The organism is Natrinema sp. LJW11 (assembly GCF_056135975.1).
The window spans coordinates 239,583-253,150 of sequence record NZ_JBWBDM010000005.1; the positions used below are offsets into that span (position 1 = coordinate 239,583).

Consider the following 13,568-nt stretch of genomic DNA (forward strand, 5'->3'; position numbering starts at 1 on the left):
GGAGCGCGCGGACGATTGTGTCTGAACCCGGAGATAGACACATCTATTACTGCGGTTGCATAAATGTTGGAAACATGAAGTTGACGTCAGTGGTCCGACTACGCGAGAATCCTGCGGTTGTCGGTAGTGTCGGCCCGCTGCTCGCGTCGGTAATGTGGGGCGGCATGTACGTCGTCTCCAAGTGGAGTTTCCCGGTGATCGCCCCGGTCACGCTCAGTTTTCTGCGCGTCTCGATCGGTGCGCTCGTTCTCGTCGCACTCGTGCGGGTCACCAAACCGTCGCGAACGATTCCGCGCCGCGACTGGGCAGGCTTCGGCGTACTCGGCCTGTTCGTGACGATCAACATCGTTGGCCAGTTCGTCGGGACGGAGGTCCTGAACGCTAGCCAGGGATCGGTCTTCACTATGGCGACGCCGATTTTCACGTTGTTTCTTGGCGTCTATTTTCTGAACGAGCCGATAACGGTGCGAAAACTCGGCGGCGTTGGTGTCGCGGTCGCCGGGGTCGCCTGCATCGTGATTGGACAGTACGGAACGTCGGCCATCGCTGTGTCGAACTATGTCGGGATCGCCCTGTTTTTCGTCTCTAGTCTGGGGTGGGCCGCGTTCACGGTCTTCGGCAAGCCCCTCGTGTCGCGGTACTCGCCACTCGAGGTGGCTGCATACGGGGCGCTCGCGTCCGTGCCGATGATCGCAGCATTTCTCCCGATCGACTGGCTGTTTTACGGGCGGCCATTCTCACTCGCGGACATCTCGGTCCCGGTTGTGCTGGCAGTTCTCTACCTCGGCATCGCGAGCACAGCTATCGCGTGGTACCTCTGGTACACCGGTGTGAAATACGCCTCAGCCGGAAATGTCTCGGTCTACCTCTTCGCGCAACCGGCAATCGGCGTCGGACTCGGCGCCGTAATCCTAGGCGAGGTCATCGGCCCGCTGTTCTTCCTCGGAGCCGTCGTTATGAGTGTCGGCATCTACGTGGTCAGCACTGAACCGAGTTGATGACTTCCGCGGACTACGACTGAATCGGTTGAACGCCCGTCGTCCGGATACCAAAAACGGTTCAATCGGGTATACTGTGCCGGAGTACCGATCCGGCCGCCGTCCGACCACGTCTGCGGATGCAAAAACCTAATAGTCCGCCCTGGCAACAGTATACATACGAGTTGCTGATCAACGTGTCCACACAGTACTACACAGACGATATCGAGCAGAATCACGCGCAGGCCCAAAAGGACGTCGCCGCCCTCGGTGAGTTCGACGCCTGGGTCGACGGCGAGTGGACGACTGCCGCCGACGGAGAGACGTTCGAAACGCGCGACCCGGTCGTCAACGCCCCCATCCTCTCGGTTCCCCGATGCAAAGCGGACGACGTGGACAACGCCGTCTACCGTGGGAAAGCGGCCTTCGAGTCCGACTGGAAGGGGACAGACGCCACAGATCGATCCGACCGACTTCTCGAGTGGGCCCGGACGCTGGCTGAAAACGTCGATGATCTGGCGCTGATCGAGAGTGTCGACGGCGGCAAGCCGATCACGCACGCCAAAGCCGAGATTGAGTACGCCATCGAGTTCCTGCGGTACTATGCGAAGGTGGCAGCGGCCGACGAGGGTACGACCCTCCCCACAGGGGCGGACAAGCACGTCTACACACGACACGAACCGTACGGCGTCGTCGGACTAATCGTCCCCTGGAACTTCCCCCTGATCATTGCGATGTGGAAGGTCGCACCGGCGCTCGCCGCAGGGAACTCGGTGGTCCTCAAACCCGCCGAGCAGACGCCGCTGTCGGCGCTCTACGCTGCATCACTCTCGAAGGAGGCGCTCCCTGACGGCGTACTCAACATCGTCACCGGCTTCGGGACGGAAGCCGGCGCGCCACTGACCGAACACCCCACGATCGGCAAGATTTCGTTCACCGGCGAGGACGCGACCGGCGAAGAGATCATGCGAGCCGCCTCCGAGAACATCACACCCGTTACGCTCGAGCTCGGCGGGAAGTCGCCGTACGTCGTGTTCCCCGACGCCGACCTCGACATCGCCGTGCGCGATATCGCCCACGGAATTTTCTACAACGCCGGCCAGTCGTGTGACGCCTGTTCGCGCGTAATCGTCCACGAGGACATCGCCGAGGAGTTCACTGACAGACTCGTCGAGCGCGCCCAGTCACTTTCGACTGGCGATACGCTCCAGGAGGGGACGAGAGTCGGCCCGGTCGTCTCAAGAGCACAGTACGAGAAGGTCACGAAGTACATCGACATCGGGAAAGAGGAAGGGGCGACGCTCGAGAGTGGCGGCGGCGTCGACGACGAGGACTTAGTGGACGGGTGGTACGTCGAACCGACAATCTTCACGGACGTCGACAACGACATGCGAATAGCTCAGGAGGAGATTTTCGGACCGGTGGAGACGATCATCACGTTCGACTCCTACGAGGAAGCGATCGACCTTGCGAACGATGTCGAGTTCGGCCTTGCGGCGGGCGTCGCGACGGCGGACACATCGGTCGCTCACCGGGCGGCAGCGGACATCGAGGCTGGCTCCGTCTGGATCAACGGCGGCTACGCGACGCCGATTCCCGGGGCGCCGTTCGGCGGCTTCAAGCGCTCGGGTATCGGCCGAGAACTGAGCAAGGACGCATTGCGCCATTACACCCAGGAGAAAGCAGTCTACCTCTCGACGGACGAACCGACCCTCTAGGCGAAGCCGGGCATTGCTTGGGGACGCACCGTCCGCCGAACCGCCATCGCTTCTCGGCAGAGCCACGATTCCGGCGGCCACGAACCCGGAGGTGACCGAAGCACCCCGACGCTCGATTCATCGTCCAAGTAAATATAAGCCAAATTTCTGTATCCGACGCTAACCATATTTCCGACATATAAGTTTGATTGTGTGGACTCTGTCGCCGCTACGATCCTCCAGTGACTCGACGCGCGCTGGCCAGCGACGTGGTCAATCGTAGTCCAGTTTCAGGCTAATCGTATTTCCCGCCGCGAGAACCGATTCTCGGATAAGGTTCTTCTTTTCGTTCTGCTCCAGGCGGTTCTTGGGGCCAGAGACGCTCACTGCCCCCACGATTTTCTCGTCGGACAGGATCGGGGCCGCGACGGCGTAGACCCCCGCTATCTCTTCGCCGTCGTTGATCGCGTACCCCTGTTTACGAATCTCCTCGAGCTCTTCGAACAGACGGCGTTCGTCGGTGATCGTGTTCTCTGTCTTCGACGTTAAGCCATATGTGTCTATAATCTTTGATACTTTCTCATCAGACATATATGCGAGCTGTGCTTTTCCGCCAGCAACGTAATGCATATCCTCTCGTTTGCCGACCCGACCGCGGGCGTGGATCGCCTTATCGCTTGTGTGAATGTCCAGGTACACGCACTGACCCTGTTCTTCAGTGAACAACCAGACTGTCTCTCCCGTCTTCTCCGCCAGCGACTCGAGTTCGAGACGCGATGCCCCTACGATGGGAAGGCGTTCTCTGGTTTGGATGCCAATATCGAGGAACTTCAGGCCGGCGTAGTAGATGGACTCTTCCTTCAGGAGGAACCCCTGGTCGAGCAGGGACTGGAGGTGAATATGGACGGTGCTTTTAGCCATGTCCAGGTCGGCTGCAACCTCCGAAACCCGCGCGCCGTCCCGTTCTACAATAACCTCCAGTATGTTAAACATTTTCGTTATTGATTTTAAATTTCTGCTCACGTCGTCGTCGGGAGGCATGATACCGTGTAGCCAAAGGAGTCGTAAATACCTTTGTTACCAGCCGTCGCGGCCGAACGACAGAACTAATGTGATAGTCGTATGTCCGCCACATCGGGACTGATTTGTCTACTAATCAACTATTCATGGTATCTGTTATCTGCCAAATTTGTATAGTAGCTTCAGCTGTTGACTGAACGAAGAGGTGGTCGATCTCGTTCGTAGGTCATTGACACCTCAATTCTCGTCGTCTTGAACAGCACGATTTCCTCGTTGTTGACCAGCCGACAGTCAATCGATCCATGACAAGGAATGTCTTGCTCCGGTCATGCATCCTTCGGTCAGCACGTGATTGTTCACGATCTGCTGGTTGAAGATGTCGAGGCGGGACCTGATACAGGTGACCTTTGCCCATCGCCCCGTTCAACTCCACGATCGCGTCCTGCCAGTCGCCGACCGTCGCCAAGCCCGAGAGGCCGCAGTAGGGCACGAGCGTATCGTCGTCGCCCGGATCCACGGGGCCGATGTGTTTGACACGGTAGTTACCCTCTTTTGGGCCAGTTCGGGAAACTCGATATCACCAATATCGGCACCTATCGTCGTTTCGATAGCGAGTGCTGTGTTCGTCCGTTACGGTTTCAGCGAGGGTCCTTTGGTATGTCGAGCTCTGTTGCGATCAGATCCTCACTTCTGTCCATATCCCACCCGTGATACACGGTAGTCAACAGCGCCTCCGGGGATCCACCGCCGTGTAATGACGAGAGTTCCTGCCACCCTGCGAAGTCGCTTGCGGTTAGATCTCGAATGTAGTGTACGAGCTTGAGCCGGTTCTCCCCATCGGTGGCGGCGCGGAAAAATTTTCGGACATCGTCGCCAGTCACCGGGTTATCGAGTTCGGCAGCTGATGGAGCAGTCGCAATGATTCCGCCGGCAATGTCCTGTACGTGTTCTTCCATACGATGATATCCTGTTGCAAAATCGTATTTCCCGAAATCACAGAATTCTGGGTTCGGGATGGCGATGTTGTTCGAAACTTCACAGTCCACTGCTGCAGCGCGTGCAAATGCCCGAATTCTGAGGACATAGCCCATCATATCGGCCAGCTTGTTCTGGATGTGTGTGGCATCGTCGATGCCGTTGTACTTTGCAGCGAGATTCGCGGCACCAATCATATGCTCGCCCATCGATGCTTTGTGGCCCAGTGCAGAATATCGACAGTATGTCGAAAACGTGCTGACGAGATCAGCGGAATAATCGTACTCTCCCTTCAGGAAGACACGCTCGTTGGGGACGAAGACATCGTCGAAGATCGTGAGACTCTCGACCTCGTTATGTCGAGATGATACTGGTGTGTCTCTCACGTCGGTATCGCTCTGTGGTTGTAGCCGACAGATCATCCGAACGCCGTCCGTCTCCGGTCGAACTGCACCGGCGAATGCATACTCCGAATCGTCTGGACCGAGTGCTCTCGTGGGTAATACGAGTATCTCGTCGCTAATTGGGGCTGGGTTGTGCATCTTTGCACCGCGGATCGTTACCCCATCCTCGTTTTCATCGATGATTCGGAGGTAGAGATCTGGATCCAGCTGTTCATGTGGTTTCTTCGACCGATCCCCTTTCGGGTCGGTGATCGCGCACGCCATCGAGAGATTACCATCACGACAGTTCTCATAGAACTCCCACGCTCGTTCAGCGTAATTCGTACCATACTCCGCATCAATGTCCGGGCACACCGCCAAAAGTGAGAAGAGAACGTCCGTCCCGAGCGCCTGAAGCATATTGTAGACACCCGTATGCTCGTCTGTACACTGTTCGATAAGCGTGTGCCTAGTACACAACTCGTTCTTACCACGAGGGATTTGGAAGTAGGTGGAATAGCGCTCACCGTCTTTTTCGTACGTATAAATATCCGACTGCTCGTGCTGTAATTTCCAAATTCCTGCGGTGTGTTCGACCGATGACTGCGTGACGGGATGCGTCGTCACGTCATCGATCTGTTCACCTCGAGCATAGACCTCTCGATCGTCTCGAAGACTATGTACATACTCCTCCGTGGTTCGTGTCGCCATTGTACACGATACCAACGGCGGAGCATTAAATGTAACATATTATATTTTATAAATTGCGGCAGAAGGTACTGTCTAGTTGGCACCGTCTAGTTAGCGCAGTTTGAGGAATGAGCAGGTCGTAGAGGAAGTTGGAACTATGCTCGCAGACCTGCTCAGCAAGAGCTACGCGGTGGAATTTGATGAATGCAGGGAGCGTGAGCGGACGGCGACACCCGTCAGGGCGTTCGCCGTCCGCCTCCACGCAACCGGATGTTCGCTTCGATAGACACAAGCGATTGTTGATTCATTCGGCGTTAAACGCTCTCATCAAGCGATCTGGAACTGGGTACATCGGCTGGCTGACAGCGTGCCAGACCCGCGACGGTTTCTCCGTCGGCGGGTCGCGGTTGATGAAACCGCTGTCAAAATCAACGGTGATCGGTCTTGAGTGTACGCTGCAATAGACCTCGACACGAAACTCATTCTCCACGTCGAACTTTTTGGACGACGAGGCACCGATCCAGCAGCTGTGTTTCTGCATGGACTCACCGAGAAACATGATCTCTCCGACACTAATTATCTCGTCGATGGTGCTGGTTATCTGACTGTCGTCTCTCGGTTTGGGTTGAGCGCTCACCTCGACTATTTTGATCCAAACCACATCGAAAAGTGGTTTCACACTCTCAAAATGCGGATCGACCTCTTCCATAACTCGTGGGTTGGCGGTTGGGCCAGCGCCAGAGAATGGCTTGAACAGTTTGTCCACTACTATACCACACAGCGACCGCACCAGTCACTCAATAAACAACCCCCAGCGGAGGTGCTAAACTAGACAGTGCCTCGGGATCGAGTGGGTCGACGGCGGACCCTGTCCGAAGGCGTACTTCGCGCTGAGGGCACGCCCCGATGTACGCCTTCGTGTCTTCCTCGCACTCCCTTCTTAGGCGACGTCGTCGTTTCCGAGAGCGATCCGTGTAACGTAGTCCTGAGAGCCGTCGTTATCGATCATTGTTGTGGAATGTGAGCGGAGTCACCCCTTCCTAATAAGAATCTGTCCGGTGCTCTGCACGAGAACGGTGTAACCGTAGTAGGAGAAGGTGAGACACCCGGCCTTCCCGGCGCTTCCGTCGACGGATTTGAACGCCGTATCGAGTGCCTCGGGATTGATACTGTCGCTCAGCGGTGGGAGATCCTCCGGACGCTCATTTTCGTCCTCCGCAATCGCCTGCACGATACGATCACTCGCCCGCTCCATCCCGGTCCAATCGTGGTGTAAGTGATGCGTCGGTCGGTCGGCCGCCGAGTCTACGGCACTACTCATGGGTCAGTCATTGACAAGCATTCAGATGGTATTTGATGAGTAATATTCCCCCTATTTAAATACCCCGTACATGACGGAGTCCGTTACGGATACCGTGATATACGGGTGATTCGTGAGTCGCTCGAATTCCGTCGAACGTCAAGGATACGTAATATTATACGGCCGCCTGTTGATTATCGTGTGAGTAAGTATCAGTTATATAAGTAATATTAGAATTTTATTAAGTTAGTAATTCGAGCTATCTAACCCACTACGGAGCGGTTTCACTTTCCTCTCTACCAAAGGAACATCACCACAGTTATTTCATATTTAGGTCCGTCTATAGAGAATTAACAAAACGTGAATAGTATCGAGCCGTCAGTCGGTATCTTCGTCCATCAACGCCGCAGAAATCAAGTTTCTCATCCCGCGTCGAAGCCGACCACTCATCGCAGTCGAGGAGACGCCGACCTCGTCTGCAACGCCGCTGAGGGCCATGTCTCGCGGTTCGTTGAAGTACCCGCACCTGTATGCTGTTTGCAGCGCTTCGATCTGTTCGTCCGTCAGTCCGAACGAAATGTCCTCTTTTGCTCCCGTACTCCCGTGTACTTCGATGAGTTCGAACTTCATCCCGCACCCCTCGGCGTACTGCCAGATCGCATTGAGCGCCTCTCGATCCGGGAGCTGTAACTGGACGAACCAACCGCGACGTCTGGTTTCCGTACGTAACATGAATCCGTTCACTTCCGTGAGGATCGGACTCAGTAATATGGTCTCGTTCGGATGTTCGATATAGTATATGAACATATCGTCGTTCGCGTCGACGAGTTCGTAACCGTCAACTGTCGGATCTGAATCGAGGTGACGCTCCAACTCGTCGCGGTCGTCGTACTTGATGAGGAACGGAAAAACGTCCGAATTCGGATCGGTGTTCGCCTGCGTTATCACTTCGATCTCGATACCATCTACGCTCCGTAACGTCGGGGTCAGAGCGAGTTCGTCGTGTTCGGCGTAGGCTTTTACGGTGATAGGCATCTCTTCGACAGTGGCTCCGTCTTGGTTACCGAGCGGTCTCGATCGGTGGTTCGATATCGCCTCGCCGATCGTGTGTCTTCCGTCTGCACTGTACTCTTCGTTGCTCCGGGAAGCATCATAAGAGTATGCTCGAGTCAGTCGGGGCACGGGTAGCGGTGGCGACACACCGAGAAGAACATAAATGGTGTACCACACACGCTACGTATACGATGGCGAACGAAACCGGGGGCTGTAAGATCGATCGGATCGTCCGAGAGCGAGAACTCGACGACCTCGATCAGCGACTCCTCGAGCGTCGGGGCGCGGGAGCCAGTCTCCGCGACCTCGAAACGTATCTCAACCGGCAGGTACTCGAGGCGGCGGTGAACGAGGCGGACCTGGAGACGCTGGAGGGTGAAGTCGAGAATCTCTACCGGCTGCTTACCGACGATGACGTGAGTAGTGGAACGCGAGTCGAAGCGCGGTCTCGACTCGAACGGAGCGGGATCGATCCGGACGCAGTCACGGACGACTTCGTCAGTTATCAGACCGTTCGGACGCATTTCAACGACTGCCTCGATATCGATACCGAGCGATCGACGCAAATCGATCGGACCAGCGCAAAGAACGTCGTCTTCAAATTACTGTCTCGAACCGAGTCGATCACCGTGCGAACGATCGATCGACTCCGCTCGAGCGGTCACCTGACGATCGGCGATCCGGAGGTCACGCTGAGTTTGCGCGTGGCATGTACGGAATGCGGTGAGGAGTACACGTTCGCCCGCCTCGTGGATCGGGGACGCTGTTCGTGCCGAGCGGACGGTCGAACCGCTGCTCGAGACGATGAGACCGACGCGTGATCGACGGGCGGCGTCACGAATACGGGGCAGGTTTCGAAATCGGCAGTCGGCCGACGAGACCGGACTCTCGTATTTATGCACCTCCGCTATCGTGAAAGTATTATTCGGCCAAACGATTATATAGGATACGGCCATCATCAACCGTTACGCCGCTTAATTGATCCGCCGCACCGCTACCATGCACCGGTCGTTCTCCCATCCATGTTTGTAAACAGCCCTGAGTCAGAACCCGAAAGCGAGTTCGAGGAATTACACGTTGCCGTCCGGAACGTCGGTGGAATCACCGACGGCGAACTGACGCTCTCACCCGGAGTGACGCTGCTCTCGGGGGAGAACGCATCGAACAAGTCGTCGTTCCTTCGCGGACTGGCCGGCGTACTCGGCGGACCCACACCGCCGATAAAGAGCGACGCCGATCGCGGCCGGGTGACGCTTCGAACAGGCGGGAACGAGTACTTCTTGGAGTTGTCGAACGAAAACGGCGATCCGATCGTCACCGACGCGGAGCGGTTCTCCGATCGGACCGACCGCTGTGAACTGTTCGCAGCACTCGGAGAAACGAATCCGATCAGGCAGTGTCTTCTCGCGGACGGGGACCTGTACGAGTTACTGATGCGGCCGGTCGATACCGCGGAAATCGAGACCGAGATGGAGCGGCTGAAAGCGCGAAAGGATCGGCTCGACGAGCGACTCGCGGCGCTCGATCGATCCGAGGACCGACTCCCGACGCTGCGGACGCGAGCGACGACCTTGCGCGAGGACCGGGAGGAGATCGAGACGACGCTCCGCGACAAGCGCGCGGAGATCGGGGAGCGGGAAGCGGAGACCGACGGCAACGACGTCCTCGACGATCTCAAGGAGAAGCGATCGGAGCGCGAGTCCGTTCGCAATCGAATGGAAACGCAACGAGAGGCGATCCGCTCGCTGGAGGACGAGCTCGAGGCCGTCCGCGAGCAGCGCAACGAACTCGGAACGGCGGAGTCGGAACGGGACGTCGACGCGATCGAGAGCGAAATCGAGGGCTTCCACCATCAGAAACAGCAACTGACGAGTACGATCAACGCGCTGAGCCCCATCGTCGAGATGAACGACCAGCTGCTGGACGATGAGCGAGAGGTCCCCGAGGAGATGAAATCGGACGAGATCGTCGCCGAACTCGATCCCGCGTCGCGGGCGATCACCTGTTGGACGTGTGGCTCCACCGTCGAACGGGAAGAGATCGCCGAGCAAGTCCGGGTAGTCCGGGAGATCATCCGAGAAAAGCGCCAGCAGCGCGAAACGATCACTGAGCGGATACGCTCGCTCGAGGAGGAAAAGCGCCAGCTCGAACGCCAGCGCGACGAACACGAGCGGCTCGCCGAGAAAACGCAATCAACCGAAGCCGAGATCGACCAGCGAGAAGAAACGCTGAGCGAGCTACGGGACGAGAAAGCGGCGCTCGACGACGAAATCAAATCGCTTCAAGCGGACGCCGAAGCGCTCGACGAACGAGACGACGAGCTGCTCGAACTCCACGGCGAGGTGAGTGCTCTCGAATACGAACGCGGGCAGCTCGAGAACGAGTTGACCGAGCTCGAACGAGAGATCGAGGAGATCGAGGCGGAACTCGAAACCCGCAACGACCTCGAAGCGGAGCGCGAGTCGGTCGCGACGCGGCTGCGAGAGCAGCGAGAGCGGATCGAGACGCTCGAGCGGGACCTCGTCACGACGTTCAACGAATCGATGCAGCAGGTCCTCGACGTGTTGGACTACGAGAACGTCGAGCGCGTCTGGCTCGAACGGCGCGTCGGAGACGGCGACGCACCGTCGGCGACCGGCTTCGAGCTGCACGTCGTTCGCTCGAGCGAGAACGGCGCCGCCTACGAGGACACGGTCGACAGCCTGAGTAAGAGCGAGCGAGAGGTGATCGGTCTCGTCGTCGCCTTCGCAGGCTATCTCGTCCACGACGTCGCGAGCGAACTGCCGTTCATCGTCATCGACGCCGTCGAAATGCTCGACGCGGATCGGATTCGTGGACTGCTGGATTACTTCGAGGATCACACCGAGTACGTCGTCGCCGCCGTCCTTCCCGAGGAAGCGAGGGAACTCGAGGAAACGTATCCGACGGTATCGACCGCTTCGTTCGCCGCCCGTTCGTAACCGTGGTCGCTTCGTTTTCGGTTCCGCTTCTGCAAGGGTCAGTATCGGGTGTCCGCCGTGCGCACCGTCCGAACCGCAGCGGCGTTTTCCGGGACGTCGTGAACTCTTATGATGTCGGCGCCGCGTTCGGCCGCCATAGTCGTCACAGCGAGCGTCGGCGGTAATCGCTTCCCGGGTTCACAGTCGACGCGGTCGAACATCGACTTCTGAGAATGGCCGATCATGACCGGACACCCCAGCGCGCGCAACTCGTCGATCCTGGCGGCCAGTTCGAAGCTCTCGGCAGGGTCCTTTCCGAAGCCCAGCCCGGGGTCGACGATGATCTGCTCCCGATCGAGTCCCGCGCGTTCCGCGAGCAACACCGTCTCCGTGAGTTCGTGGAGGACGTCTTCAACGACGTCATCGTAGGTGGCGGTCCGATCGGGATCCACGGGCGTCTCGAGGCTGTGCATGACGACGAGCGAGGCGTCGTGGTCGGCCGCGACGAAGCGCATCTCCGGGTCCTCGAGTCCGGAGACGTCGTTGACGATGTCGGCGCCCGCCTCGAGGGCGGCGTCGGCGACCGCCGCTTTCCGCGTGTCGACCGAGATCGGAACATCCAGGTCCAGATCCGCGACGCGTTCGATGACTGGAATGACGCGGTCGATCTCCTCGGCGACCGAAACCGGCTCTGCGCCGGGACGGGTGCTCTCGCCGCCGACGTCGATGAGATCCGCGCCGTTGGCGGCCATCTCGCGGGCTCGGCGGACCGCGTCAGGCACGCGATCGTACTCGCCCCCGTCGTGGAAACTGTCCGGCGTCACGTTCAGGATACCCATAACCGCGGGGGTGCGATCCCACGGATACCGATCGTGATCGGCTCGGTCGTCGATCGCCTTCCGGAGCTGGGCGGCGACGTGGGCGAGGCCGTGGTCGGCGTCGGGCAATTCAGCAAGCAGGTCCCGAAATTGAGATGTCGTCCCGGAGAGGACCTTCGCGACGCGCCGATCGGCCGTCTCGGTGTCCGAACGGACGCACGTTCCGCCGATCGCCTTGAACGCCTGTTCGACGCGCTCGGCCTGTGGACCGCGCAGATAGGTCTTGATCGTTCGATGGACGGTCTCGTCGGCGACGGACTCGGCGGTCTCCGCGTCGACGGCCGCGCTCGTGAGCACGTTCCGCGCCTGCTCCGCGGTGTCCGTCCGCTTCGGGATCTGGAGCCGCGTCCACCGGTCGCGCGCTTCGGCGACCGCGTACAACGAACCGGTGACGAGGACGCAATCGTCTTCGTCGGCCGCCGATAGCGCCCGTTCGGTCGCCTCGAGAACGGACCCGGCGCGATCGATCGTCGCCGTGCGGTCGTCGAACGCGGCCGCCAGGGTTGCCGTGTTCTCGGCTCGGGGCACGTCCGGCTCACAGAGATAGAGCGCGTCGGGGGACGGCAAGGCCGTCGCCATGCCCCGGTGGTCCTTCTCCCGCATCGCGCCGAAGACGAGGTGAAGATCGTCGAACGAGTATCGGTCGACGAGCGAGGCGAGTGTCTCGCAGGCGCCCGGATTGTGCGCGCCGTCGAGGATCGCGAGCGGCGTCGTCGACATGACTTCGAACCGGCCCGGCCAGTGGGCGTCGCGGAGACCGCGTGCGATCGACTCCGGATCGACGCCAGCGACCTGATCGGCCAGCGTCGCCGCGACGCCGGCATTGGTCGCCTGATGGGGACCTACGAGGGGCAGTCTCGTCTCGAGCGACCACTTCGGTCCCGCGATAGAAATCTCGCTCTCGATCGGCGATGCCAGCCCGTGCTCGCGGGCGACCACGTCCGCGTCGTCGCTTCCGACGGTAATCACGTCCGTCTCCGAGCGGATCGCCTCGAGGGCCGCTCCCGACGCGCCGGTCACCAGCGGCGCACCGGTCGGCGCGACCTGTGCTTTGTCGCGGGCGATCTCCTCGATCGTGTCGCCGAGGAGGTCGGTGTGCTCCAGCGAGACGCTGGTCACGGCGCTCGCGACGGGATCGACGGCGCTCGTCGCGTCGTATCGACCGCCGATGCCGACCTCGAGGACGGCGACATCCACGTTCTCGGCGGCGAAGTGGTGGAGCGCGAGCGCCGTGAGAACCTCGAAGTAGGTCGGCGTATCGTCCACCTCGCGGAGCCGTTCGACGCAGTCGTCGATTTCGGCGACGAACTCGCGGACCCGCCGTTTCGGAATTTTCCGGCCGTTGACCTGGACTCGCTCGCGCGGATCGTTTAGATCAGGCGACGTATAGAGGCCGACGTCGAGTCCGGCGTCGCGAAGAATCCGTTCGAGCATACATGCAGTGCTTCCCTTCCCGTTCGACCCGGCGATCTGGACGCAGTCGAGGTTCTCCTGAGGCCGATCGAGATGCGTGAGCAACGCGGCGGTCGTTTCCGTTCCGAGCTTGGGTCGACGCCGCTGTAGCGACTCGAGGTAGTCGACCGACTCGTGATACTCCATACCACAGGTGCCACCGGCGACTTCATTAATGTGTCGCCGCACCGGACCCTCCGTACG

9 protein-coding genes and 1 pseudogene are annotated in these 13,568 nt (G+C 59.2%); 5 read left to right on the forward strand and 5 right to left on the reverse strand.

Going from position 1 to position 13,568, the window contains the following annotated elements; translation table 11 throughout:
- Positions 1–74 precede the first annotated feature (74 nt).
- Both AC0QDI_RS15295 and AC0QDI_RS15300 read left to right on the forward strand, forming a co-directional pair.
- Positions 75–998, forward strand: coding sequence for a DMT family transporter (locus AC0QDI_RS15295; protein ID WP_474669633.1), 924 nt, complete (start codon positions 75–77; stop codon positions 996–998).
- A gap of 176 nt (positions 999–1,174) precedes the next feature.
- Positions 1,175–2,695 (forward strand): aldehyde dehydrogenase family protein, encoded by a 1,521-nt coding sequence (locus AC0QDI_RS15300; RefSeq protein WP_474669635.1) that lies wholly within the window; start codon positions 1,175–1,177, stop codon positions 2,693–2,695.
- A 252-nt stretch (positions 2,696–2,947) separates the two neighbouring features.
- Here AC0QDI_RS15300 and AC0QDI_RS15305 read toward each other — a convergent pair whose 3' ends face one another.
- Both AC0QDI_RS15305 and AC0QDI_RS15310 read right to left on the reverse strand, forming a co-directional pair.
- A complete protein-coding gene (locus tag AC0QDI_RS15305; RefSeq protein ID WP_474669637.1) occupies positions 2,948–3,715 on the reverse strand; it encodes an IclR family transcriptional regulator in 768 nt (255 codons plus the stop codon).
- Between the two features lie 617 nt (positions 3,716–4,332).
- Positions 4,333–5,763: a 4-hydroxyphenylacetate 3-hydroxylase N-terminal domain-containing protein gene (locus tag AC0QDI_RS15310; RefSeq protein ID WP_474669639.1), complete on the reverse strand. Its 1,431-nt coding sequence runs from the start codon at positions 5,761–5,763 to the stop codon at positions 4,333–4,335.
- 136 nt (positions 5,764–5,899) lie between these two features.
- Here AC0QDI_RS15310 and AC0QDI_RS15315 point away from each other — a divergent pair.
- Positions 5,900–6,574, forward strand: a pseudogene (locus AC0QDI_RS15315) (IS6 family transposase).
- 198 nt (positions 6,575–6,772) lie between these two features.
- On the opposite strand, the gene AC0QDI_RS15320 reads toward AC0QDI_RS15315, so the two are convergent.
- Positions 6,773–7,063, reverse strand: coding sequence for a HalOD1 output domain-containing protein (locus tag AC0QDI_RS15320; protein WP_474669641.1), 291 nt, complete (start codon positions 7,061–7,063; stop codon positions 6,773–6,775).
- Between the two features lie 357 nt (positions 7,064–7,420).
- Positions 7,421–8,077 carry a helix-turn-helix domain-containing protein gene (locus tag AC0QDI_RS15325; protein ID WP_474669643.1) on the reverse strand — a complete coding sequence of 219 codons (657 nt, stop codon included), beginning with the start codon at positions 8,075–8,077 and terminating at the stop codon, positions 7,421–7,423.
- A gap of 209 nt (positions 8,078–8,286) precedes the next feature.
- Between AC0QDI_RS15325 and rdfA the strand changes: the two genes are divergently transcribed.
- The gene (gene rdfA / locus AC0QDI_RS15330) at positions 8,287–8,916 is read left to right on the forward strand and encodes a rod-determining factor RdfA (protein WP_474669645.1); all 630 of its coding nucleotides are present in this window, start codon (positions 8,287–8,289) and stop codon (positions 8,914–8,916) included.
- Positions 8,917–9,117: 201 nt separating this feature from the next.
- Entirely contained in the window at positions 9,118–11,055 is a 1,938-nt protein-coding gene (locus AC0QDI_RS15335; protein WP_474669647.1) for an archaea-specific SMC-related protein, read from the forward strand.
- Positions 11,056–11,093: 38 nt separating this feature from the next.
- Here AC0QDI_RS15335 and folP read toward each other — a convergent pair whose 3' ends face one another.
- Complete coding sequence (gene folP, locus AC0QDI_RS15340; RefSeq protein ID WP_474669649.1) at positions 11,094–13,511, reverse strand: dihydropteroate synthase; 2,418 nt, start codon at positions 13,509–13,511, stop codon at positions 11,094–11,096.
- Positions 13,512–13,568: the final 57 nt, after the last annotated feature.

Coding starts and splice junctions, on each gene's coding strand:
- AC0QDI_RS15295 (WP_474669633.1), top strand. CDS start 75: ATGAAGTTGACGTCAGTGGTCCGACTACGCGAGAATCCTGCGGTTGTC.
- AC0QDI_RS15305 (WP_474669637.1), bottom strand. CDS start 3,715: ATGCCTCCCGACGACGACGTGAGCAGAAATTTAAAATCAATAACGAAA.
- AC0QDI_RS15310 (WP_474669639.1), bottom strand. CDS start 5,763: ATGGCGACACGAACCACGGAGGAGTATGTACATAGTCTTCGAGACGAT.
- AC0QDI_RS15320 (WP_474669641.1), bottom strand. CDS start 7,063: ATGAGTAGTGCCGTAGACTCGGCGGCCGACCGACCGACGCATCACTTA.
- AC0QDI_RS15325 (WP_474669643.1), bottom strand. CDS start 8,077: ATGCCTATCACCGTAAAAGCCTACGCCGAACACGACGAACTCGCTCTG.
- rdfA (WP_474669645.1), top strand. CDS start 8,287: ATGGCGAACGAAACCGGGGGCTGTAAGATCGATCGGATCGTCCGAGAG.
- AC0QDI_RS15335 (WP_474669647.1), top strand. CDS start 9,118: ATGTTTGTAAACAGCCCTGAGTCAGAACCCGAAAGCGAGTTCGAGGAA.
- folP (WP_474669649.1), bottom strand. CDS start 13,511: ATGGAGTATCACGAGTCGGTCGACTACCTCGAGTCGCTACAGCGGCGT.